This is a genomic window from Aliamphritea ceti (assembly GCF_024347215.1).
Lineage (GTDB): Bacteria > Pseudomonadota > Gammaproteobacteria > Pseudomonadales > Balneatricaceae > Amphritea > Amphritea ceti.
Genome location: NZ_AP025282.1, coordinates 584,913 through 608,847, shown reverse-complemented (window position 1 = coordinate 608,847; position 23,935 = coordinate 584,913). Strand labels below are relative to the sequence as shown.

Sequence of the window (23,935 nt, the reverse complement as noted above, 5' to 3'; positions counted from 1 at the left end):
TCCTTCTTGTCGAGGGAAATAATACCTAGGTATTTATTACCTAGTCAATTATTACCTAGGGAAATAATATCTATGATGCGGGATCGCTTTATAGTTTTAGTTAATGCAACTACAAGCGAACGAACCAAACATGTTGATTTCGAAAGAGAAACTGGAATCAAAAGAAATACTGTTAAAAGCTTGTTAGATGGAAAACAACGGTTCAACGAAGAACACATCACAGCAATCAGTGATCGATTTCCTGAATATAAAATGTGGTTTGTGTTCGGAGAAACAATGCCAGAAGCAGGACAAATAAGTCCTGAGATCGAAGAAGTAGCGGATAGCTACGGAGAAACAGGGATGGATACGCAATAGCGCAAAGGATAAGGGAACGCTGGCTAACCTAGTCAGCGGGGCGCATGCACAAGGATAGTGAGAGAATCATGCAAAGAAAGAACCTACAAATACTGATCAATTCCATAACAAGAAACCTAAGACGACGCTTTATAGTCTTCAGTAACCTGACCGGTATAAGCAAAGACACCATAAAACAGTTTTACCACGGAAAACAAAAACTCAATAATGAACAGATAGGGAAGATACATGAAGCCTTTCCTAAATATGTCTATTGGTTAGCAACTGGAAAAACAATTCCAGAAGCAGGACAGATCAGCCCAGAGACTGAAGATGTAGCTGATAGCTACGTAGAAACAGGAACGGATACGCAATAGCGTAAAGAATAAGGAAACGCTGGCTAGCCTAGTCAGCTGAGCGCATACACTGAATACAACTTAAAATAGAAATGGAAATCATGCCAACATGTTTAGGAGTCGAGCTACTAGGTCAATGCTCATATAACCCATCACTGCCAACAGTTTACTTTTCTCTGGGTACACTAGTTTCCGTAATTGCATTATATATTGCAATAATGCAACTGATTACACCCATAGTTAGATTTAGGATAGAAGTAAGAGATAAAACAATTCCAGCTTTATTCCTTTTCACAGCAATAGCAGCTTCCGGGATAATAATTTCTACAATTCTTCCTATCCTGCCAGGAAAAGCAATAATCATTATAGGCTATCCAATATTTTGGGAATTGATGTCATCAATAATATTAATAGCAGTAACATTAATATTTATAATTATAATAAGCAAACCAGCAAGCTTTAGAAATTCTAACCCTGAGAAATTCACACAAAAAACTTTAGAAATAATAGCTAAGGGAAATAATGAAGTTATAGCATCATTTGCAGAAGAGATTTTAGAATCCATTTCCGATATATTTGAGTCAGCAAAAGAATATGACGTAACCAATTCTCCCTTTAATAAAAGATCAATTGGTGCATTAAACATACTAGATATTTTATCAGATAAGTATTTTTGTAGTATTTTAGTTTGCCAAGCTCCATCAACAACACTAAAAATCATAAGAGAATGTAAAAAATCTAAAGACCATCGTATTGGTTATTTTTTACTACAAGAAATCATTAATCAATCTTTCAGTAACGAAAACTCTTTATTACTAAGAGAGCACAGTTTATCTGGATTAGGACTTTTTGAATTTTTTTCAAAAGAAGTATTTGAAGATATCAGCTTTATAAATAGCGACTACACACCTTTTTTAGGATGGGAAATATCAGAAGATAATATTTCTGAATGGAAAATACAAAAATATATGGATTGTGTAAAAAAGTCATTATATTTACAAATAGAAAACGAATCACTATCTATTACAAAAGGAATGAAAAATGCTTTTTATAAAATTGAAAAGATTATTTCGCTAACAACATCAAAGCTATCTAACAAGCCCAACAAAACATTAAGAGATAGTAAACACTATTTACATCTTACAAAAGTAACGTTAGAGCTCAGTAAAATATTTTCTCATACAAAAATCATTTTACACGACAATCCAAAACCAATCAAAGAAACATACACAATAAAAAACAGATCTATTGTAGATATAACATCTCAAACAGCCTATAAATATTTAGACTGCATATCACGAATAGATAACAATGACGATGATATAAGATTATTACTTAGCCAGATTTGGACATCTATTTTTTCTTGCAATAATGTTGATAAAAAATTCAAATTCCATATAGCATTTGAAAAGAAAATGCAGTACATGATTAAAAAACAAATAATTTCAAATCTGAATTTGAATTCTTATAGATATCCTTCAATGATAAAAATAATGCTTCAGGTTTATAGATTAAATATCTCAGAAATTTCAAATAACAACGCTGACAAATTACATAAATTTACAATTCTAAAAATTAAATTACACTTTAAAAGTCTAGCAACTATAAATATAAATTATGCATTAGACATGTTACCTAATGACATAAAATTAGATAATAATACACTCTCACATACCGATAAATATAATAATAAAGAATGTATTGAATTATTTAATACCGCTCAAACATGACCATCAAAAAAGCAGACAAACAATGGCTACTCGACATTCGTCCAGAAAGACGGGACGGCCCTCGTCTGCGTAAGAAGTTTGATACCAAAGCTGAGGCACAGCGATACGAAGTACATATCAAATCTTTAGCCGCTCAGGGTAAAGCCTGGAACCCGAATGGTGATACCCGGCGGTTAAAGGATTTGATAGAGGTTTGGTACAGCAACCTCAGCATCAATCTCAGTAACAACCTAAAACTAAACAAACCTATATAAAAAAGAAGAAAACTGGTAAAAGGACTTACAAACCACAAGGATAAGGAAGGAAGTGGTATGGCTATTGATGATCGCGATTACTATCGCAAACAACTTGCAGAAAAGCTGGATAAGCTCGAAGAGCAAGAAACCAAAAAGAGCAACGTCATTAAAGGACGCTTCAGAGAAAGCCGCTTGGCTTATGAAACGGACGACGCTCAACCTACGCCATCACTTCCCCCTGCCACTATGGATGCCATCCCCGGTCAGCCTCAGTACCAGAAAGCCCCTTGGTCTGTGTACGAAATCATCCTGTATATAGCCATAATCATTCTCGGCCTGAAGTTTCATAACGACTTCAAAGCAGCATTCGCTCACATGCCAGATCAGCTCTTAGTATTTAATTTGAAAATAGCTGGAGCATGCTTTTTCCTAATTGTGCTCATTCGATGCACTAAACGGTATCTCGTCAATAATATTAAATAACCAAGGAATCATTATGGCATCTGACTACATGCGCATAGAAGGTATAAACACGATTGAAGGTGCGGCTACAATTGGAGAAATTTCAGGCAAAAAAGGATTCTTCGCTATCGAGACTATTAACTGGCATGCCTCAAGAGGAGTTTCAGTTGATGTAGGTAATGCTAATAGCTCTGACAAAGGTATCGTAGCCTTAAGTGATATAAATATATCTAGAGAAGCTGATGGTGCAACTCCTTATTTAAACACATTTCTATTTTCACCAGGCCCTGATGGAAAAAACATAGACATACTTTTAACAAAGTCGGCAAGAGATGGAACAGGATCGATTCCATATTTAATTATTACTTTAGAAAAATCAAGAATATCAAGTTACACTATTCATAACGAAGCAGATGATAAAGTAACTGAGAAAATATCTCTAACATATACCTCCATATCTACTACATACTATAGTGAAGATATAGGAGGGTCTATTAAAAAAGGTATAACTGTAAAATATAACGTTACAAATTCAGCGCTAGAATCAAAAGCACTGATGTCTCAATAAAATCATTAAGAGTCATAATATATCATGAGTTATTACAATGAATACCTATATGACCTCCCTTGCATAATCATGGAAAATAATACTTTCAGAAGATCTGTATACAGAACTTCATCACGTATGAACGATAGTGCAACAAAAGAAGATCCTGTTCAGGGTGATCATATTTTTGGTGACATAATAGGAACAATAGATAATGTAATGAAAAGAATTTTTAAAACGAGTATGCAGAACGAACTCGAGATAAGAATGAATAGTTATGATAATAGACTATATGAGGTATATACAACAATTATAGAAATGAACTGCGGCCACTTAGACGAAACTCTAATATCAAATAGACAACGAGGACAAGAGCTTGACAAACACTCATACGAGTTTGGAAAAGCATCATATGAATTTCAAAAAGAACTCTATTTAATATCAGGTGAACTAAAATCGAATACTAATGAAACCTTAATAATAGGTGGCTCTATTCGATGGAAATATAGCGTTCTTGATTGCTATCAAAAAATAATGGAAGTTTTAATCGACGAAACAGCTTTAAAAAACTTCTTCAAAGGAAACCCAAAAAGAGAGACCAACGAAAATGAGAAGCACAGCCCCCAACCTTTAACAATTAACCTAGGAAATTTTATTACTAGAGAAACAAGACGTTATCCAGAATTAGTAGCATCCGTAAGAAACACAATAATACAAATAGAGAGGCTAGAATCACAACTAACAAAAATATTAAACTTTTTTTTAAAACCCATTCAATTATACAATAGAAAAGAAAATATATGGGAATACGTAGAAGTAGAATAAAAAACCCATGTCTTTGTAGTTACGGTCTCGATGTATAAAACATGACCATCAAAAAAGCAGACAACCAGTGGCTACTAGATATCCGTCCGGAAGGTCGGGATGGCCCGCGTCTACGTAAAAAGTTTGATACAAAAGCGGAAGCGCAACGCTACGAACTACATATAAAATCTTTAGCTACTCAAGGCAAAGCGTGGAATCCGAATGGTGATACCCGTCGGTTAAAGGATTTAATAGAAGTTTGGTACAACAATCGCGGTATCAATCTCAGAGACGGTACACGGCGTAAGCGTGCAGCTGATGCGATGGCGTTAGTGATGGGTAACCCTAAAGCCGCTAAGTTATCCCCTAATGCGTTCATTGAATACCGTAACGCTAAGTTGCAGGAAGGCTGTAAACCAAAGACGTTAAACAACCACTTAACGTACCTAAAGGCCATCTACAACGAGCTAATCAGCACTAAGGTGATCAACTATCAAAATCCACTTGAAGGCGTTAAACCCATCAAGATCGCAGAAACTGAACTGGCCTACCTGACCACTGAACAGATCAAAGAGCTACTAAGTACTATCAAACACTCTGATGCCTTGCTGATCAGTAAGATCTGTTTATCCACAGGTTGCCGCTGGGGCGAAGCCCAGTCACTGCAGAAACGCCATATAAGAAACGGACAGATCCAGTTCACCGATACCAAAAGCGGCAAGAACCGCTATATACCAATATCACAGGATCTGGAAAAAGAAATACTGAAACGGACAGAAGATAAGCTGTTTGGCTTCTCTCTATCAGCCTTCAATCGAGCACTGGAGAAAACCAGCATTGAATTACCTAAAGGTCAGGCATCACACGTTCTGCGTCACACCTTCGCCAGCCACTTCATGATGAACGGCGGCAACATCCTCACCCTGCAAAAGATCCTGGGTCACAGTACGATTACCATGACCATGAGGTATGCTCACCTTGCACCCGATCACTTACAGGATGCTGTTAAACTAAATCCATTGATACAATAAACTACCCTGCCGCTCTAGCCTGAAACGTAAGATTTAGTTCATAACCACAAGCATTTGCGTAACGTTTCAAAGTGTCAACTTTCGGCGCAACACCACCTTTTTCCAAGCGGCTAATATTACTTTTCTTTGTATGCATCACCGCAGCTACTTGCTCTTGTGTTAATCCTGCAGCCTTACGCATTTCAAGTAATTGATTGATAAGTGCAAACTCACCTTCCAATGCATCATACTCTTTACGAACATCTTCATTTTGAAGAGAGCGCTGCTTCAATGCTTGTAAGTTCATTTTTTCACCTCTTTCATTCTATCCGTTGCTAAATCCAAGTCCTTCTTAGGAGTTTTTTTAGTCTTCTTTACAAAAGCATGTAACACCTGAATATTAGTGCCTTCCATGTAACAAAAAAACGACCTACCTATTCCTTCTTTTGCTTTAGCTCTAATTTCAAAAAGCCCATTACCCATTGATTCAGTATGAGGAGGGCCAAGGTTAGCTCCATGCTTTTCTATCATTTCTAACAACTTAAGCATTCGAGCTTGAATCTTTGGTGGCATATCTAAAATGGCTTCCGCTACACCATCATAAAAATCAACATTCCAAGTCACATTCCGTCCCTAGTTATCATATATGATAACTTCTGTATGTCAAATCAACGTATAACTATCACAATGCAAACAGCAACTAACAATTCACATAATGATCAGAATCTATTGCAAACCTAAACGTCCACAAAGTGTCCACACTACACCTAAAAAAGTGCTGGTGCATTGATAGGTGACAATACCCAAACGAAAGGATTACAACAACTTATGTAGTTTGATAGGTGCTCAGAACGGGTTCGAAACCCGCCACCTCCACCAAATGCATAAAAGAACGCCTCACAGGTACTATTCCTGTGAGGCGTTTTTTTATGCATTGCTGCTCACTGCACCGCTCTTAGCATCAATTCCTACATTCGTCCCTGATCCAGGCTAAAAACAGCTTCACAACGTCCCGTTCGAAATGCACTTCAGGAGCGATTGCATAATAGCTGTACTTAAGATGCACACGGGTCTCACTCAGGGCAACTAAACGACCAGCCTGAAGCTCATCCTGAATGAGTTGTTGCCAACCAAGTGCAATACCTTGTCGATAGCTGGCTGCTGAAAATAATGGCGCAAGATGATTAAAGTGAGTGACCGCCTGATTTGGATTAAGGCTCAAGCCTGCCTGATTAAACCAGCCAGACCAGTTAAGCCCGCCGGGGCGGTCTTCATCAAAACCGGTATAGGTTAAACGGCGAGTACTGTCCGCTTCTAACAACTCATTTGCACTGCCAAACTTTGCTAATAAATCCGTATGACAAACAGGTACTGCCCACTCAGGCATTAGCAACTCGTTTTTCAACCCTATACATTCACCGCTGCCAAAGTGCAGATGAAGATCAACAGCTTGCTGATTAAAATCAGTCAAAGCATCCTGATCAATAATTGAGAGTTCAATATCCGGGTGCAGTGCATAAAAACGATGCAGTTTAGGAACCAACCACAACTGTGTTATCGCAGGAATTGCAGCAACAGATAATTGCCGCTGTGATGCTTGCGTTGCCCGCTGTAACCCCTGTTCAAGCTGCAACATAGAACGTATGGCATACTCAGCTAAATGTTTACCAGCCCCCGTTAACTCAACACCACGGGCACGGCGAATAAACAATGCCGTATCTAGCTGTTGTTCAAGCAGTTTCATCTGATGGCTAACAGCGCTTGGGCTGATACAAAGCTGTTCAGCGGCCAGGCTGAGAGAACCCTGTCGGGCCACTTCAGAAAAGGTCCTCAGAGACGCCAGTGAAATTCGGGATAACAACATGATATGAGCTTTAGTTAATTAGGATTGAAATAAAATCGGTTGTAGCGCCTTTTATTCTATCTCAAACTTCACTCAACATGAGTTTTATTAAAGGAAGTAATTATGTCTGAATACTATGCGACGGTGGAATGGCTGCGAAAAGAGGAAGATTTTTTAAGCCGTAAATACAGCCGGGGACATGAATGGCGTTTTGATGGTGGCGTTACTGTACCAGCGTCATCTTCCCCACACATCGTACCTTTACCCATGTCTGAAGCTGATAATGTCGACCCGGAAGAGGCATTTGTGGCTTCACTGTCCAGTTGCCATATGTTGTTTTTCCTGGATTTTGCGTCACGGGCCAAGCTAATAGTGGATAGCTATACCGATGAAGCAACAGGTATTTTAAGCAAAGATGCTGAAGGAAGGTTAGCCATGACGGAAGTAACATTACAGCCTAAGATCATCTTCAGTGGCGAACAACCTGACGCAGGGAAAATAGCTGAGCTGCATCATAAAGCGCACAACGCCTGCTTTATTGCTAATTCAGTACTTACCGAAGTAAGAATTAAATAGCTAATCGCTTTTAGGCCACATACCTAAATATCTAGCGCACCACTTATGCGATTCAGACCTCAGGGTAATTAAAAACGCAGGCAGTTCAAACTGACAACCGCTAAAAGCTTCAGTTTGCTGCCGCCAGCAACAGCTGCCATTCAATATCTGTCACAGGCATTATCGATAGCCGATGGCCTTTTTTCACCAGACCGACTTCTGTAATTTCTGGCATCGCCTTTATGACTTTCAACGGCAGAATTTTACTGAATTTCTGCTTCAGCTTGATATCCACCATCACCCAGCGTGGTTTGTCCGGTGAAGACTTCGGATCATAATATTTCGACTCAGGATCAAACTGCGTGAAATCCGGATAGCTTTCCCTGACTACCTCAGCAACACCCACTATTCCAACGTCCTTACAGCTGGAATGGTAAAAAAACACCTGATCCCCCAGCTTAACCTGATCACGTAAAAAATTACGTGCCTGATAATTTCGAATACCGTCCCAATGCTCTGTCTGGTCAGGCATTGCTGCCAGATCATCAATACTGAACGCATCAGGTTCAGATTTAAATAACCAATACTGCATCTGTATTTCCTCAGGTAATCAAAGCTTAAGAGCCGTCCTAGCATATTTTTACTCAGTCAGATTGTACAGCCACTAAGTACATCAAGATTCTGTTAATGATCCGCAAATCAAAACAAACAGTAACAATTCTCATTTACACCCATTCGCAAACCCGCTAGTATCCCGTCTGATCATTTGATCAATAAACAGTCAAAGCCAGGGTCGGCTTATCAGCTTCAGACATTTCCAGTGAGATCCGTGCCGTGGCAACACCAGCCTTTGAAACCAGCCCTCCACAAATTGCCCGTATTCAACGGGCACTTCAGTATATTGAAGAAAACTTGGATCAACAGCTTACTGTGGATAACCTGGCCGAGCTGAGTTGCTGGTCACGCTGGCAGTTCCAGCGAGTATTCGACAGAGAAACCGGGATGAGCGTTGCTCAGTATGTCAGAGGCATTCGCCTGAGTACTGCTGCCAAACTTTTACTGACGACCAAACTTCGTCAATTAGATATTGCGCTCAATTGTGGTTTTGAATCTGAGATCAGTTTTAACCGCAGTTTTCGAAAAGAATACGGCTGCCCTCCGGGTAAATACCGTAAACGTGGCGAATTTCAGGGTCTACGCCAGCCCTTATCGTTGAGCCGCCCCGACCGCCTTAAACCAGAACTACCACCGAAGCTGTTGCAGGTAAAAATTGAAACCCGCCCGGCTACAAAGCTTTACGGCGTTTGTGGCCACATTGACGGGCTCTTTTCAGAAACACCTAATTACGACCAGAAGGTTCCTGAAATTTGGACAAAGCTGGCTCGCTGTGTGCCAATAGATGCCTTTTGTCATTTCGATAATATTGGCGTAATAAACCTGAATGCAGAAGAAGCTACGAGCAACCTCCCTTACTGGGCCTGCTTTAAAAATCCGGCTGAAGATCTTTGCTCCCTGCTACAGTGTGTTGAAATTCCTGAACAAACCTATGCAGTAATTCCCTATCGCGGCCACGTTAAAAACGTAGATAAAACACTGGAATGGTTTCTGTGTAATTGGTTACCAGAATCAGGCTATAAAGGCGAAAATGGCTACGAACTTGAAGTCTACGGCCGTAATTTTGACCCGCAATGCGCCGACGCTTACATGGAATACTGGATGCCTGTTAGCTCTGCAGATTCATCCATCCGCTTCTGACAACCAAACTTGCACCAAATGGTTAAGTTCGTCATTCAGCTACTCATTATCATTTACCGAAATAAGAATTGTTTTCTTTTTCATCAACTTTTCTGTAATTCGGGTACCACAATGCTGTCGACAGGCTCTCAACTTTCACTTCTCGCGCCAACCACGCGTAATTTACTGACGCTGGCTATTACTGCAGCATTACCATCAACGGTCCTCGCCGACGGGCAATCGGGCACCCAGGCTACAAACCAAGTGCAAAAAGATATTGTCATTATTGCTGAGACATACCGTAACACTGGTACTAAATCTTCCCTGGAACCGGAAGAGACACCTCAGGGCATAAGCGTTATCGATCAGGAAAAACTTAACCTGCGCGGTGTGAGCTCAATAAACGAAGCAATGCGGTATACACCAGGCGTGAATACTGAGCTCCGGGGTGGCAGCGTGGTTCGAATGGATCAGTTCACTATCAGAGGCTTCCAGAATGCACAAAACTTTTATGACGGTTTACCCCTACTGTTTAACGACTGGAATTTACAACCTCAGATAGATGCAGCTGCCATTGAGCAGATAGAAATATTCAAAGGCCCAACATCTGTTCTGTATGGTGCAATGCCACCAGGGGGCATGGTCAATATCATAGCAAAGCAACCAAACCATGATGAAACCGGCAGTATATCAGCCTCGATTGGCAGCAATAATCTGCGTCAAACCACCATCGATAAGACAGGCAGTATTGCTGGCCGCGAGGACTTATCCTATACATTCACCGGATTAGCCCGCCAAAAAGACAGCCAGGCTGTCACTGCTGAAGAAGAACGTTACCTCATTGCAGGTTCAGTCGACTGGCAGCTAACAGACCAGACATTACTGAACTTCAATCTGTACACACAGAAGGATCCTGCTGCTGGTATTTACAATACAGTACCCGCAGCGGGTTCTGTATTCAGTAACCCTAATGGCGAATTACCTACTACCAGCTTTGCTGGCGATGCAAACTGGAATGTCTATGACCGGGATGTCACATTACTTGGCTATAAGCTAAGCCATGCATTCAATGATAACTGGACATTCCTGCATAACGCGCGCGTTATGGACGCCGATGCTTTACAAAAAAACACCTATCACAGTGGTAGTTTTGCTGCTGACAACCGCACTCTTAACAGACGCGCCTATCTGACTGATGAGTCATCCAAAGGCTTCACTGTGGATAACCAGCTATCTGGCCGTGTTCAACTGGGAAATATCGAGCACAATGTACTGGCAGGTATAGATTTCCAAAGGCTTAAGTCCAACATTAAATATGAGGATGCGGCAACTGCAACGATTGATCTGTTTGCGCCAGATCACCACCAGATTAACCCTGGAATGACCCTGACCAACACAGTCTATAGCAGTGATTTTGATATTGAGCGCAAGCAGGTGGGTATTTATCTGCAAGACCAAATCCGCCTGGGTAACTGGGTAGTCATCGCCGGTGGTCGCTACGATGACTATAAGTCCACTGAAAAGGGCCGTAAATATAACGCTGCAGTTAACAACAACATAGAACAAACCAACTTCTCTGGCCGGATCGGCGCACTATATAACTTTGATAACGGCCTGGCACCGTTCATTAGCTATTCGGAAAGTTTTGAGCCAGTCGGTGGTAGTGATCGTAACGGCAAAGTATTTAAACCGGCCACCAGCCATCAGTGGGAAACAGGCATAAAGTTTGCGCCCCTGGGTAGCGATACTAATTTCACACTGTCAGCCTTTCGAATCATGAAAGAAAACGTTCTGACCCGGGATCCATCCGGTGGCGCATTAGATCAAATACAGGCTGGTGAAGTGCGTTCTCAGGGTATCGAGTTTGAAATCAGCAGTGATCTGAGCGATCAGCTCAGCGTCGATTTCACAGCAACCGTTCTGGATATGGAGTTCACAAAGGACAACAAAGGCCTGCAAGGTAAAACACCTGTATGGGTGCCTGAAAACAAAGCAACCCTATGGACAAACTATCAGCTGAGCAACGCCATGCGCCTGGGCACGGGTATTCGCTACGTTGGTAAAACCCAGCTGGACGCTGCAAACACCCGTAAAGTTCCTGGATATACACTGGTCGATCTGGCTATGAATCTGGATTTAGGCGCTTATAACAGCAGCCTGCAAGGTTCCAGCTTCAATCTATCTGTGAACAACCTGTTTGATAAGCGAAATGTCAGCTGTTTTGATGCAAATAACTGCTGGTTCGGTGCTGACCGAACCATTGAAGCTACCCTTAAATATGAATTCTGAGACATTTCATGAACTCTCTGGCGGTACTCCACCGCCAGATATCCTCTATGAACAGCTGTTTAGCATGACTAAGCAGCTGAATCCTTTACTTTGCGGCCACCTTGGTGAACCGTTCGGTTATGTGATTCGGCGCAATTGCACTCCTCAGTCAAGCCTGAACGAACTCTATAATTACTGGCAACATTATTATCCTGAAGCTGGTCGCAGCTACTGGTCTGTTCGTAGCTGGGAACTTTTGATATGGCAACCAATACTCATCGCAATAACTGCCGTCTATGGCCTGTCAGCAATACCACCTCTGCAACAGATAGCTCAGAAGCTAAACAATGGTCTTGTCGCCGGCTACGCCCTGCCACCCGGATGTTGGTTTAAGGGGAATAGTCCACAACTCATAGTGCGTGCCGGAGCAGAACTGAACGCACTTACGCACTCGCTGCTGGAGCAGTTACAACAAGTCTGCACACTGCGCCCAAAACTGGCGAAATCCTTGCTTAGCGATCAGTTAACAAGTGCGCTTGCCAGAGTTCCAAAGATCTCTGGGTCGTTTACTGAAATTGAAATCCGTGCCCATCTGCCTTTGTGGCTGGAAGCGGTTCAACTGCCTCCCAGAGGTATGCAGTTTGATGGTAACCAACAACTTATCCGTCTCAGTTGCTGTATGCACTACAAACGCCTGGATGGCGAATTATGCGTCAACTGCCCCCGTCCTAATACAACTCCTGAATAAAGCCGGATTTTCACTATGTTTGAACTCGATAATATCCAGATACATCGTAACCAACGACAAATTCTTGATATTGACCATCTACAGATCAGTTCTGATAGCTTCACGCTGTTGCTTGGCCATAATGGCTCAGGTAAATCGACCTTACTGAATTTAATGGCCCGACAGGTTCATCCGGATAAGGGTGGGATTAATTTTAACGAGCAACCTCTCAATAAACTTAAACAGCGACAACTGGCCCGGGAAATTGCTTACCTTCCACAGCACTTGCCTGATGCCCCCGGCCTGACAGTAAAAGAGTTAGTACGTTTAGGCCGTTTCCCATGGAGGGGATTATTAGGCCGCTACTCTGCTGAAGACAATCATAAAATTACCCAGGCGCTGCTCCAAACAGGCGTCGCTGACTTTGCCAATACCTTAGTTGATCAACTTTCCGGAGGAGAGCGACAGCGGGCCTGGATAGCTATGTTACTGGCTCAGGAATCTCCGGTACTTATTCTCGATGAGCCCACTGCTGCTCTGGATCTTGCACATCAATACGAATTACTGAGCATGCTGAAAGAACTTCACCAACAGCATAACCGCGGTGTCATCATCGTACTGCATGACATCAACCTGGCACTTCGCTTTGCCAGTCAGGTAATCGTATTAAAGCAGGGCAAGCTGGCATTTCAGGGAGACATCGAGCAGTTTGCCAACCAGCAATCATTAAGCAATCTGTTCAACGTCAATATCGAGCTTCTGAATCATCAGAATAATAAGGTTGCTGTAGTATGTTGAAGCTTCTACTCATCAGTCTGCTCAGCTTCAGTACAATTATTCAGGCCGCAATTACAATTGAAGACAGCCGTGGACCGCAATCATTTAAAGCCACGCCGCAGCGTATTGCCAGTTTAAACTGGACCCTGTCCGAACAACTGCTTGAACTAGACATCACACCGCTGGCCATGACAGACCAGGCAGGTTACGAAGTATGGGTCCGGCAACCCGCCCTGCCGGCAGAGATAGAAGAACTGGGCAGCCGCAGTGAACCTAACTTAGAAAAACTGGCCCGCCTGAAACCGGATTTAATTCTTATAAATGAGGTACATAACAGCATACTCCCGCGACTGGAAAAAATTGCGCCGGTGCTGTTTTTCAAAACATTCAGTGCAGAACACAGTAATCCACAAGCCGCTATTAAGGTCTATCGTCAACTGGCACAACTCTTCGGCAGGCAACAACTGGCTGAAACAAGGCTCAAGGCCATGCAGGAAGAGTTTCGTACCCTGCGCCAACAACTGTCAGAAGCATATTCCGGGCAATTACCAAAAGTAACGACTGTCCGTTTTGCCAACCCTTCTTCGGTGTATATCTACGGTAATAACTCAATGAGTCAATACGCACTGGAGCAACTGGGCATTTCACCAGCATTACCTCAACCAAATAGTCAGTGGGGATTAGTGCAAAAACGTGTACTGGAACTTAGCAAAATTCAGCAAGGCACAGTGCTCTATTTTGAGCCTTTCGCCCAATGGCCCAAGCTTGCAGCTTCCAGACTTTGGCAAGCAATGCCTTTTGTTCGCAAAGGACATATTCAGGCAGTACCTGCTACCTGGACTTATGGCGGTGCTATGTCGCTGAAGTATCTTGCTCAGACGTTAACAGATAGCCTGTTAAAGATAGCTCCGATTGAACTCTCTGAAAAAAAGACTTCTGGCAACAAAAAGTCTGGAAACAAGACGTCTGGAAACAAGCTTTCTGATAATAAGCGGAGAGTTTCATGACCTGCAGCGCAGCTACTTCCATAAAACCAAACCCAGCCAATGACTGGCTGCAGATTCTATTCAGACAGCGCTATCCTTTTACTTTGTTACTAACACTGCTGATTGGCAGTGCCTACTTACAACTGGACACACAGCTGTCCATTGCTCAGCAATGGTCGCTGATTAACGGACAAATTCCTGACGAATTTGCGGAGTTTGTTTATCTGTTTGCTACGCTTCCACGGCTGATTATTGCGCTGCTTGTTGGTGCAACTTTAGGGCTGGCCGGCAGTTTATTGCAACAGGTCACCCGGAACCCTCTGCTTTCACCACTTACCTTAGGAACATCTTCCGGTGCCTGGCTGGCACTGATAGTTGTCAGTGTGTGGTTTCCCAGCCTGAATCCAGACACAACCTCAGTGCTGGTGATGGCTGGCGCTATGTTATCTATGGGTCTGGTATTGGCGATTGCCGGCATTCGACAGCTTTCAGGCTTGCCTGTAGTACTCGCAGGCATGGCGGTTAATATCTTATTAGGAGCAATTACCAGCGCCATCATTCTGTTACGGGATCAGCATGCAAAGCAGCTGTTCATATGGGGAGCCGGAGACCTGGCTCAGAACGACTGGCAATGGCTTGGCTGGTTAGCGCCCAAACTCCTGATTGCAATACCCGTTTTATTACTTGCCCCACGTCTGTTGCAGCTGTTAAAACTCGGTCAGGAGAGCGCTGGCGCCAGAGGTTTAAACGTAACACCGGTACTTTTAGTCTTATTCATTGCCACGCTTTGGCTAGTATCAGCATCTATAACCGCCGTAGGAATTATCAGCTTTATAGGTTTAATCGCACCAAATATTGCGCGCCTTTGCGGTGCCCGCAGCGCCAGGGACCAACTTTGGCTCAGCAGTTTACTTGGGGCACTGCTACTGCTTTGTGCAGACTTATTTGCCCGCTTGCTCAGCCTCTGGACAATAGAAATCATTCCTACCGGTACAGCAACTGCTATTTGCGGGGCACCTGTACTGATCGCTCTGGCATTAAAAAAGCTTCGTGCTGAAGATCAACTTAGCTTACAAGCTCTGCCTGTGCGTCGAATTGGCATCTATCAGTGGGTCATAATAATACTCACCGCAGTGAGCTGCTTTATACTGGCAAGCTTTTTAAACCATACCGGCATAAGTTGGCAATGGGGCTGGCCAAACAGTTTTGACTGGCAACTCAGATCTCCCCGTATTGTCGCTGCGATGGCTGCCGGTATTGCAATGGCTGTTGCCGGTACTTTGCTGCAACGGCTTATTTACAATCCGCTTGCCAGCCCGGACCTACTCGGCGTTTCCGCCGGGGCCAGTGCTGCTCTGGTGCTATACACTCTTCTATTCGGAGAACCACTCACCAGTGCAGGCCCCTTCATTGCTCTGGCCGGCAGCGCGGGCCTGTTATTAATTCTGTTAAGTCTGGCAAAGCGGCAGCAATTTTCCCCGGCGGCTATCATCTTATTGGGCATATCTTTGACTGCACTAGTGGAAGCACTTATTCAGTTTGCACTGGCTAATGGCAGCGAAAATGTCTATACAATTCTCGGCTGGCTGGCCGGAAGTACCTATCGTGTAGAAGCACCACAAGCAGCTATATTGCTCACAGGTAGCTTACTGATTTTACTGCTCGGCTTGCTGAGTAGCCGCTGGCTTACCTTACTGAGTATCGGCAAACCACTGGCGCAGGGCAGAGGTATGCAAGTAGAAAGCAGTATCTGGTGCTTACTCTCAATTGTCGCTCTCGCCTGTGCTCTGGTCACTGCTCTGCTGGGCCCGATTGCATTTATCGGTCTGCTGGCCCCTCATATGGCTCGCCTGCTCGGCGCACAGTCTGCCCGCAGCCAGCTAATAACAGCAGCCTTACTAGGAGCCAGTTTACTGATGCTGGCAGACTGGTTAGGCAGAAACTTGCTATATCCCGGCCAAATAGCTGCTGGCACATTAGCTTCTGCTCTCGGAGGCGGCTATTTTATTATTTTGCTACTTCGTAGCAGAGCCCGTCATTAAAATTTACCTGTGCGACAACAGGAATATTCTGCTTGTCGCCCTGTATTTAAACAGTAACAAAGCAGCAATAATTACACCGCCTGAATTTCCGTTTTCGCAATCCTGAAAACACGTTGACTGTCAGCTAATAGCGACAAAATAATCGTGCTACATTAAATACATATCGGGGGATATGAACGCAAAAACAGCGAAAGCTTACCCGCAAGTGGGTAGAAGGAAAGACAATGGCGAAGCTTTTAAACACCAGTGCTACAAACTTCGTACTGGAAAATCTGATCAGCAAAGCGCGCAAACATGTTGTGCTCATAAGCCCCTACCTGAAACTTAATAAACGCATAAAGAAACTCATTGAAGATGCTATTTTGCAGGGAGTCTCATTTCACATTGTTTATGGTAAGCAGGAGCTTCACGAGAACGAAAAGAGCTGGTTGTTAAGCAGCACCAAAATTAAATTACTCTTTTGTGATGATTTACACGCAAAATGCTATCTCAACGAATCTTATTGTATTGTCAGCAGTATGAACCTTTATGAGTTCAGTCAGGTAAACAACTATGAAATGAGCATTCTGCTTTCAAAGAAAGATGACAAAGATGCTTATACTGATTCAGTGAAAGAAGCTGAGCGCCTCATTCGCATAGGCAGTGAACAATACCAGATACCCACATTACAACCTGTAGATCTGACGACGTCAGAGAACAAACAGCCTCTATATATGCCAACAGTTACGCAGACACTGCTAACACCCACGCAGCCGCTAACAGACGAAGAAAAAATCAGCACAAATCTATTAGCAACCAAATATAAGACTAACGCTCAGCGCTTACTGACATCGCTCCGCGCATCAGGCTTTATCAGTACTGAAAATGGCCGGGATGAACTTACCGAAAAGAGCATGGATATTGGCGCAGAATTCCACGAAAACTCCAGCGGTCATTATTTCCTGTGGCCTGCGGATCTAAACCTCCACACAATGCTGAGCAACTAATCAGCATTACTTTTATGGCAGCCTAGCGGCTGCCTGTTTTTTTATAGTCAGCAAAGTTGACGTCTCACCAACATCTCCCATATAACTCAAAAACGCAGTTAATCTGATGTCTTACATTAAGCCAGCATCAGTATTTACCAGACAATGAAAAATGCGATGTATGTAAAACGGAACACTTACCCGTTAGGTAAGTGGTAACAGAGTTACTGATTCACATAACCTGAAGGTGCCACACCATATGCCTGTTTAAAGGCACGATTAAAATGGCTCTGATCATAAAACCCCACACTTTGACTAACCCCGGCAATAGACACGCCCGGCGCACTCAACAATAAACATGCACGCTCTAACCGAAGCCGGATTAACCATACATGAGGCGTCAGTCCAGTCGTCCGTTCAAAGCGACGCAGGAACTGAAACCGGCTCAATCCACATAGTACGGCTAACTGTTCTAACTTTATTTTTTCTGCCAGGTGAGCATCACAATACTCCTTAACCCATTGCCAGTGCTGATTACTCAGCCCACCTTTAATCTCAGTAAAACTGACGGGTTGTAACTGACTGATCAATACCGCAAGTAATTCTAACCATAAACTTTCTGTACCGAGAGAAACATCACGCCCCCGCAAAACGCTCCCGTGTAAGCGCAATAAACCATCAGCCAGACGCGGACTTTCCAACATATCTCCGGCCAGTTCTGGATTGAAAGTCAGCCCGGATACATCACTCATATCATCACAAAGCAGCTTTGGAGCAAGACGAAATGTTTTCATCCGATAACTCTCATTATGCTCACCATGCCCGTCATGAATTTCACCCGGTGGCATGACCGAAATCCGCCCTTGCCCCAACAGAACACTTTGCCCCTGAAAACGCTGCCTCTGTACACCATCTATCACCAGACCAATGTGGTAGTCCAAATGGTAATGTGGCTCAAACCGAAATTCTGAATAACAGCCATCCCCCAGCACCAGGCCAGGCATGTCATTTACATGCTGATATTCAATTCGATCTTGCATTAGACATCTCACTACAAACAGTACGCAACCAACAGACTTACCTGTAATCACGCCATTAAAACTTACACTTATCTATAGCAGAGCCCGAAGACCAAGGCTTGTAAAATATTGCAATTAGGCAAAAATCAGACGGCAATCCCAAGATAAACACTTAATTTATCTGTGGTTGAATACTTTTTAAACAACCTCTATGATTTTTAACCAGTTCAATAGTAGTTTTCATCGACCGAAACCCGGTTTCTTCGATGTTATCTTGAACGACTGCCCCAGCCCCGGGGTCCCGGGTGTTATGGGGCTTTTACGCCTTATGTTTTCTCTGACTTCTTCTGTAAAAAACTACTCCTGCAAAAAAGCCCGTAAAAATACAGGCTCAACTGTGCTTTTTATAATATTTATAACGGCAGGTAATTTGTACTCCAATGGGTAGCTGCTGCTCCCTGCGCTAACATTTCTGCAATTTCCGATTCAGTAAAATTCAACTCCGTTAACAAACGACGTGTATCTGCGCCATACATTGGCATTGCAGTTGGTAAAATCACATCCGCATCGGTAGGGCGAATAGCATTAGGCGCAATTAAATCTACTCTGTATCCACAGGGATGATCAGCATAGCTCACAAAGGCAATACTACTTGGCCCCGCAAGATCTACAGCCTTGCTGTATCCATCAGCTAACATTAGGTGTTTTTCACGCCATTGCCCCATGCTTAACAATGGCTGGCAAGCTATATCCTCAGCCGCGAATACTCCTTGCCAATGCGCAACAGCCTGCGTCGCAAACAATTCTTCAAGGTTACTATCAAGTAATGACAAATTTTCCGGATCGACTTCCTGATTGATCAATGCCCCGAAGGCCGCCAACTTAGTGCCTCGATCAACCGCCAGAAAAAACCAGTTATCCGCAGCACGGTAACAACGATACAGCGCATCCTGTCCCTTAATATAGCGGCCACTCGGTTCATTGAACGGGGTTCTTTCCGCATAATCGTACATGAAAGGCGTCTGAATTAACTGACCGGCAGCAATCAGTGAACTGCGTGCCAAACTGCCTCCGTTGCCCCTGGCACGATTTACTAACGCAACACCTATGGCATGCGCTGCACAGTATCCGCCAAGCACATCGATTGTGCCAAAATGTGCATGTTCTTCTGGTGTGTCCATTCCACCGCCAAAGCGGCTCATTATCCCGGTAGTCGCCTGTACCAAATCATCATATCCGGGATGATCACTGCGCGGTCCAAGCAACGGGCCGCCGTACGCATCAAACTGACAAAGTATCAGCTGTGGGTGAGCGGCCTGCAATTCAGCCATTGATAATCCCAAACGCTTTAGCTGAGCATCACTGGCATTAATCGTAATCACATCTATGCTTGGCAGCAGGCGTTGTAACGTATCCTGACCCTGTGTACTTTTTAAATCCAGCAAAAGGCTTTGCTTACCCTGATTCGCTTGCATACCAAATACGGTACTGTTCCATGGGTCCAATGAAGGTTTTGGTGGATCGATGCTAATCACTTCTGCTCCGAAGCGAGATAAGGTTCCGGCAATAGTTGGTCCGGCAATAACATTGGTCAGATCAAGAATCCTGATGCCATCTAGCCAGCCGTTCGTTACTTTTTGAGCTGACCCAATTCCGACGCGGGAGCCATTCTCCCAGGCGGCCAACAGATCAGAAGTAATATCATTATCCTGTCCGGGTAAACCTGCTGCACGTTTATCCACAACAGAGGCATCACCGCCAAGCCAGCAAATATTACCCAACTGGCGCATCAAGCCATAACGGGGATCATTCACTTCCAGAACACTGCCACAAGCTAGTGCGTGCTCTGAATTTAACCACTCTTTTGTAAGCTGATGCGCACAGCCAGGTACACCGGCATCCCCGAATATCTGCTGCCATTCATACGCTGACTGGGTCGCAAAAACCTGCTTCATACGTGATGAAACAAAATCCGCCCATTTTCTTGAAAGAGGATAAGACACAAGTGTACATTCAGCGCCTTCGGGCCAGTCAGCCTGATCCAGATACGCACTGTGAGTGGGTATTCCAGCTGCCTGTATTTCATCCCATAAGCCTAATACCTCTAAACAGGCTTGCGGATGCCGGGTATGAGAAGAACAAACAGCGTAAAATGGCCTGCCATCCGCACACATGTAAGTGCGATAAAACGGATCCAAAAACTCCTGCAAATCCGGATACTCCAGATTCAGTTGTTCTCCGGTGTTTTTCCGACGTTCAATTTCTAATTCCCGCGGGGATTTGTAGCGGTCAGGCAAACCATGTATATGCATAGAGTTGTACGCCAACCCTTCCATCAAAGCAGCAGAGACTGGTACTTCAATACGATCGCCCAGGCCATGACTACTTCGGGCAAACAGCGCCAGGGTTACTGAAGTAGCCCCTAATACAGACGCGTAAGCAGATGCCAGTGGCAACGGTGAAAATGATGGATTAATCCCCATCAGAATACGGTTAAGCCCCATATCCGTATATTGCCCAACCGCTGCGGCAATAATACCTTCCCAGGCAGCAGTGTCGGCAAGTTCTTCATCTTTCTCAGAAAACCCGGGCAAGGACAAATACACCAGAGCCGGATTTACGCGGCGCATATCTTCTGCACCCAACCCCAGGCGCTGCATTACACCTGGCCGAAAATTTTCCACCAGCACGTCAGCATTCTTAACCAGTTCGCGCGCTGTTTCTAAATCTCTTTCGGACTTAAGATCCAGCGTGATTCGGTATTTTCCGCGATTAAGGATAGCATCAGCAGGATTATCCCAACGCGGACCACCAGGTGGATCTATATGAATAACTTCAGCCCCCTGGTCCGCCAGCATCATGGCAACCGCTGGCCCTGCTATATACTGACCAAAATCTACTACCCGATAACCAGCCAGTGGCCGTGTCGATGCAAAAGTCTGTTTCATCACCGTCTCCGGAAATTATGCTTATTTGCATCCATACTAAAAAATTGAGTTATAAGCGAATAGCGGATTATTCAGCACCTAATGTGCAATTATTTTTAACGCATAAATACCATCAATTTTCTGGACTTTTGATCGCTATAGCGCCTAAATTCAAAAAATACACAATATTCATTGCCATCAACATATCCGGAGCAATGCATGGACACCTGGTCTATTAAAACTTTTTTGACACTAGCAGAGGTTAAACGTCTAAGCCTCTGTGCAGAGCTGTTATGTATCACGAAGTCGGCTGTCAGCTCACGAATAAAGCAACTGGAAAGCCAGTTAGATCAGCCACTATTTGAACGTAGTGCGCAAGGAATGACACTGACCCTTGCCGGAGAGCGTTTTTATCAACACGCTCAAATAATGCAGCAACGCTGGGAGCATGCGAAAGCAGATGTAAAGCGTAGCGAACATAGTGCCGGAACCCTGAGAATAGCGACACACAATACGCTGGCAAATGATCTCCTGCACCGCTGGGGAAGCGAACTCCGTCGTCAGGATAGCCAGCTCACTTTGCATATGAGTGCAGATTATTCCAGCGAGATCGTTACTCAGGTCGCAGCAGGCACCCTGGATATTGGTTTGATCTTTGTGGCTGATGCCACCTCAGGATTAATTGTAGAGCAGGTGCTTTCTGATGATCTTATTATGGTTGCCAACAAGCCTCACCTAGCCCATCAGATCACCGCTGAAGACTATCTCTATATCGACTGGGGCTGGGGCTACAATGCGGCACATTCAGAACGCTTGCCACATTTGAAAAATAGTCTGCAAACCTGTGGACTGGGTGAAGCAGGCCTTCCCTGGCTACTGACTAATGGTGGCAGCGCATATTTACCTAAGCGTACTGTCGGCTCTTACCTACAGAACCGGCGTTTATATCAGGTAACCGATGCACCTGTATTTAAACGCCCTATTTTCGCAACTTATGCACGTGAACCTCATAACCCTTCACTGGTTAATCAGGCATTACTGGCTTTGCAGAAAATTTCTGGCTAATCAGGAACGTTGAGCTATAAACGTTTCAATATCAATGGGATCGATTAGTCCTGGCTGAATGGCTACCAACTGGCCAACAGGGTTAAACAGCATGTATGTTGGAGTTCCGCGTAACCCCTCTTCAGTTAATTGCTGAAAGCTTAGTCCTACAGTTCTCAGCTCCGCAATCACAGACGGAAAAGTAGGCTTGTTCTCAGCGACAAATTCTTCCGCTAAAGTTTTATTCGCATAGCCATCAATATTTACGCCTAAAACTTCTGCAACTGAATCTTTATTACGCTCATGGAAGGCCGACAAACCAGGTACTTCCCGTTTACAGAACTCACAATCATGACGCCAAAAGATCACCACAGACCACTTTCCCTTGCCTACCTGTTGTTGCAAAGAACTATCTTCCCCCTCCCAGGTTTTCAACGCCATTGCCTGAGCGCTCAGGGAAAACATCATTAATAACCAGACTGAAATTAACACCCGGCATTTATTCATTTTTATCACTCCTGATTCAGATATCACCTGACTCTGTGATAAAGCTCCCGGAATGAAGTTCAGGCCACCATTAGATGGATTCTCTATATATAAAGAACGCAACGACGAAGACTTCCGCCACTCCGGCAGATAACATAGAATTGCACTCACTACCGACCAGACAAATACCCGAGGATCCCCATGGACAGATGTGCCATTGTTGCCGCCATGTGCGTTCAACCTGAGATTGATGTTGCCGCTGAAATCCAACGTCGTACCGATTTTATCGTACAGCGACTGCAAGCATCCGGGTGTAAGCACTTAGTCCTCGGTATTAGTGGCGGTGTGGATTCGAGCACCTGCGGCCGGCTGGCACAACTGGCAATAAACCAGCTAAATTCTGATAACGACCAGGGTTATCGTTTTATCGCTGTCCGCCTGCCATACGGTACGCAAAAAGATGAAGAGGATGCACAGGCATCACTTGATTTTATCCAACCTAGCGAGCGTCTGACTGTTAACGTTCAACCAGGAGCAGATGGTATTCACAGTGCCACTGCTGAAGCGTTAGTCAATATCAGCAGCATGCCAGACAATATCGGTCTGGTAGACTTCGCCAAAGGTAACGTTAAAGCACGCACCCGCATGGTTGTTCAGTATGAAGTAGCCGGGCTATTGAACGGACTGGTACTAGGCACAGACCACTCAGCGGAAAACATTACCGGTTTCTATACAAAGTGGGGAGATGGTGCATGTGACCTGGCACCACTGTTTGGCTTAAGTAAACGCCAGGTTCGGGCGCTTGCGAAGCATTTAGGAGCACCCGCCATGCTTGTAGATAAAACGCCAACTGCAGATTTAGAGTGCGAAGCGCCACAAAAAGCTGATGAAGCTGCACTGGGCCTGACCTATGATCAAATTGATGACTTCCTCGAAGGCAAGCCAGTTTCAAACGAAGTAGAATCCCAGCTGATAAATATTTATCAGCGTACTGAACACAAGCGCCAGCCAATCCCAACTATCTACGATTAAAAACTGCCAGACATAAAAAAGGTAGCTTATTCAGCCACCCTTTTTTATG

Annotated in this window: 25 protein-coding genes; 18 read left to right on the top strand and 7 right to left on the bottom strand. The window is 44.0% G+C overall.

Annotated features, from left to right (window positions below):
* Positions 1 to 72: 72 nt before the first annotated feature.
* The 8 genes from OCU49_RS02700 (at position 73) to OCU49_RS02665 (ending at position 5,502) form a co-directional block, all read left to right on the top strand.
* Entirely contained in the window at positions 73 to 357 is a 285-nt protein-coding gene (locus tag OCU49_RS02700) for a hypothetical protein (RefSeq protein WP_261843495.1), read from the top strand.
* Between the two features lie 68 nt (positions 358 to 425).
* Positions 426 to 713, top strand: coding sequence for a hypothetical protein (locus OCU49_RS02695; RefSeq protein ID WP_261843494.1), 288 nt, complete (start codon positions 426 to 428; stop codon positions 711 to 713).
* 80 nt (positions 714 to 793) lie between these two features.
* Positions 794 to 2,422, top strand: coding sequence for a hypothetical protein (locus OCU49_RS02690; protein ID WP_261843493.1), 1,629 nt, complete (start codon positions 794 to 796; stop codon positions 2,420 to 2,422).
* Positions 2,419 to 2,676, top strand: coding sequence for a site-specific integrase (locus OCU49_RS02685; RefSeq protein WP_261843492.1), 258 nt, complete (start codon positions 2,419 to 2,421; stop codon positions 2,674 to 2,676). The genes OCU49_RS02690 and OCU49_RS02685 overlap by 4 nt, the downstream gene beginning before the upstream one ends.
* 57 nt (positions 2,677 to 2,733) lie before the next feature.
* On the top strand, positions 2,734 to 3,141 hold the full coding sequence (locus OCU49_RS02680; RefSeq protein WP_261843491.1) for a hypothetical protein: 408 nt from the start codon (positions 2,734 to 2,736) through the stop codon (positions 3,139 to 3,141).
* Positions 3,142 to 3,154: 13 nt separating this feature from the next.
* A complete protein-coding gene (locus tag OCU49_RS02675; RefSeq protein WP_261843490.1) occupies positions 3,155 to 3,688 on the top strand; it encodes an Hcp family type VI secretion system effector in 534 nt (177 codons plus the stop codon).
* A 117-nt stretch (positions 3,689 to 3,805) separates the two neighbouring features.
* The gene (locus tag OCU49_RS02670) at positions 3,806 to 4,492 is read left to right on the top strand and encodes a hypothetical protein (protein ID WP_261843489.1); all 687 of its coding nucleotides are present in this window, start codon (positions 3,806 to 3,808) and stop codon (positions 4,490 to 4,492) included.
* A gap of 41 nt (positions 4,493 to 4,533) precedes the next feature.
* On the top strand, positions 4,534 to 5,502 hold the full coding sequence (locus OCU49_RS02665) for a phage integrase (RefSeq protein WP_261843488.1): 969 nt from the start codon (positions 4,534 to 4,536) through the stop codon (positions 5,500 to 5,502).
* A gap of 1 nt (position 5,503) precedes the next feature.
* On the opposite strand, the gene OCU49_RS02660 is transcribed toward OCU49_RS02665, so the two are convergent.
* From OCU49_RS02660 to OCU49_RS02650, 3 genes are all read right to left on the bottom strand, one after another.
* Positions 5,504 to 5,788 carry a helix-turn-helix domain-containing protein gene (locus OCU49_RS02660; protein ID WP_261843487.1) on the bottom strand — a complete coding sequence of 95 codons (285 nt, stop codon included), beginning with the start codon at positions 5,786 to 5,788 and terminating at the stop codon, positions 5,504 to 5,506.
* Complete coding sequence (locus OCU49_RS02655; RefSeq protein ID WP_261843486.1) at positions 5,785 to 6,105, bottom strand: type II toxin-antitoxin system RelE/ParE family toxin; 321 nt, start codon at positions 6,103 to 6,105, stop codon at positions 5,785 to 5,787. The genes OCU49_RS02660 and OCU49_RS02655 overlap by 4 nt, the downstream gene beginning before the upstream one ends.
* 337 nt (positions 6,106 to 6,442) lie before the next feature.
* On the bottom strand, positions 6,443 to 7,345 hold the full coding sequence (locus tag OCU49_RS02650) for a LysR substrate-binding domain-containing protein (protein WP_261843485.1): 903 nt from the start codon (positions 7,343 to 7,345) through the stop codon (positions 6,443 to 6,445).
* 102 nt (positions 7,346 to 7,447) lie between these two features.
* Between OCU49_RS02650 and OCU49_RS02645 the strand changes: the two genes are divergently transcribed.
* Entirely contained in the window at positions 7,448 to 7,900 is a 453-nt protein-coding gene (locus OCU49_RS02645) for an OsmC family protein (RefSeq protein WP_261843484.1), read from the top strand.
* 109 nt (positions 7,901 to 8,009) lie between these two features.
* Here the strand turns inward: OCU49_RS02645 and OCU49_RS02640 are convergent, their stop codons facing one another.
* Positions 8,010 to 8,471 carry an EVE domain-containing protein gene (locus OCU49_RS02640; RefSeq protein ID WP_261843483.1) on the bottom strand — a complete coding sequence of 154 codons (462 nt, stop codon included), beginning with the start codon at positions 8,469 to 8,471 and terminating at the stop codon, positions 8,010 to 8,012.
* A gap of 242 nt (positions 8,472 to 8,713) precedes the next feature.
* Between OCU49_RS02640 and OCU49_RS02635 the strand changes: the two genes are divergently transcribed.
* The 7 genes from OCU49_RS02635 (at position 8,714) to OCU49_RS02605 (ending at position 17,399) form a co-directional block, all read left to right on the top strand.
* Positions 8,714 to 9,634: an AraC family transcriptional regulator gene (locus OCU49_RS02635; RefSeq protein WP_261843482.1), complete on the top strand. Its 921-nt coding sequence runs from the start codon at positions 8,714 to 8,716 to the stop codon at positions 9,632 to 9,634.
* 111 nt (positions 9,635 to 9,745) lie between these two features.
* Positions 9,746 to 11,902, top strand: coding sequence for a TonB-dependent siderophore receptor (locus tag OCU49_RS02630; RefSeq protein WP_261843481.1), 2,157 nt, complete (start codon positions 9,746 to 9,748; stop codon positions 11,900 to 11,902).
* Complete coding sequence (locus tag OCU49_RS02625; protein ID WP_261843480.1) at positions 11,892 to 12,629, top strand: siderophore ferric iron reductase; 738 nt, start codon at positions 11,892 to 11,894, stop codon at positions 12,627 to 12,629. Before OCU49_RS02630 ends, OCU49_RS02625 begins: the two co-directional genes overlap by 11 nt.
* 15 nt (positions 12,630 to 12,644) lie before the next feature.
* Positions 12,645 to 13,406, top strand: coding sequence for an ABC transporter ATP-binding protein (locus tag OCU49_RS02620; RefSeq protein WP_261843479.1), 762 nt, complete (start codon positions 12,645 to 12,647; stop codon positions 13,404 to 13,406).
* Entirely contained in the window at positions 13,400 to 14,392 is a 993-nt protein-coding gene (locus tag OCU49_RS02615) for an iron-siderophore ABC transporter substrate-binding protein (RefSeq protein ID WP_261843478.1), read from the top strand. The genes OCU49_RS02620 and OCU49_RS02615 overlap by 7 nt, the downstream gene beginning before the upstream one ends.
* Complete coding sequence (gene fhuB, locus OCU49_RS02610) at positions 14,389 to 16,413, top strand: Fe(3+)-hydroxamate ABC transporter permease FhuB (RefSeq protein WP_261843477.1); 2,025 nt, start codon at positions 14,389 to 14,391, stop codon at positions 16,411 to 16,413. Before OCU49_RS02615 ends, fhuB begins: the two co-directional genes overlap by 4 nt.
* A gap of 224 nt (positions 16,414 to 16,637) precedes the next feature.
* Complete coding sequence (locus tag OCU49_RS02605) at positions 16,638 to 17,399, top strand: phospholipase D family protein (protein ID WP_261843476.1); 762 nt, start codon at positions 16,638 to 16,640, stop codon at positions 17,397 to 17,399.
* 203 nt (positions 17,400 to 17,602) lie between these two features.
* Here the strand turns inward: OCU49_RS02605 and OCU49_RS02600 are convergent, their stop codons facing one another.
* Entirely contained in the window at positions 17,603 to 18,418 is an 816-nt protein-coding gene (locus OCU49_RS02600) for an AraC family transcriptional regulator (RefSeq protein ID WP_261843475.1), read from the bottom strand.
* A gap of 392 nt (positions 18,419 to 18,810) precedes the next feature.
* Complete coding sequence (locus OCU49_RS02595) at positions 18,811 to 21,345, bottom strand: CoA transferase (protein WP_261843474.1); 2,535 nt, start codon at positions 21,343 to 21,345, stop codon at positions 18,811 to 18,813.
* Between the two features lie 198 nt (positions 21,346 to 21,543).
* Here OCU49_RS02595 and OCU49_RS02590 point away from each other — a divergent pair, with 198 nt between their 5' ends.
* Complete coding sequence (locus OCU49_RS02590) at positions 21,544 to 22,389, top strand: LysR family transcriptional regulator (RefSeq protein WP_261843473.1); 846 nt, start codon at positions 21,544 to 21,546, stop codon at positions 22,387 to 22,389.
* On the opposite strand, the gene OCU49_RS02585 is transcribed toward OCU49_RS02590, so the two are convergent.
* Complete coding sequence (locus OCU49_RS02585) at positions 22,390 to 22,875, bottom strand: TlpA family protein disulfide reductase (protein ID WP_261843472.1); 486 nt, start codon at positions 22,873 to 22,875, stop codon at positions 22,390 to 22,392.
* 180 nt (positions 22,876 to 23,055) lie between these two features.
* On the opposite strand from OCU49_RS02585, the gene nadE reads away from it, so the two are divergent.
* A complete protein-coding gene (gene nadE / locus OCU49_RS02580; RefSeq protein ID WP_261843471.1) occupies positions 23,056 to 23,886 on the top strand; it encodes an NAD(+) synthase in 831 nt (276 codons plus the stop codon).
* The last annotated feature ends 49 nt before the right edge of the window (positions 23,887 to 23,935 follow it).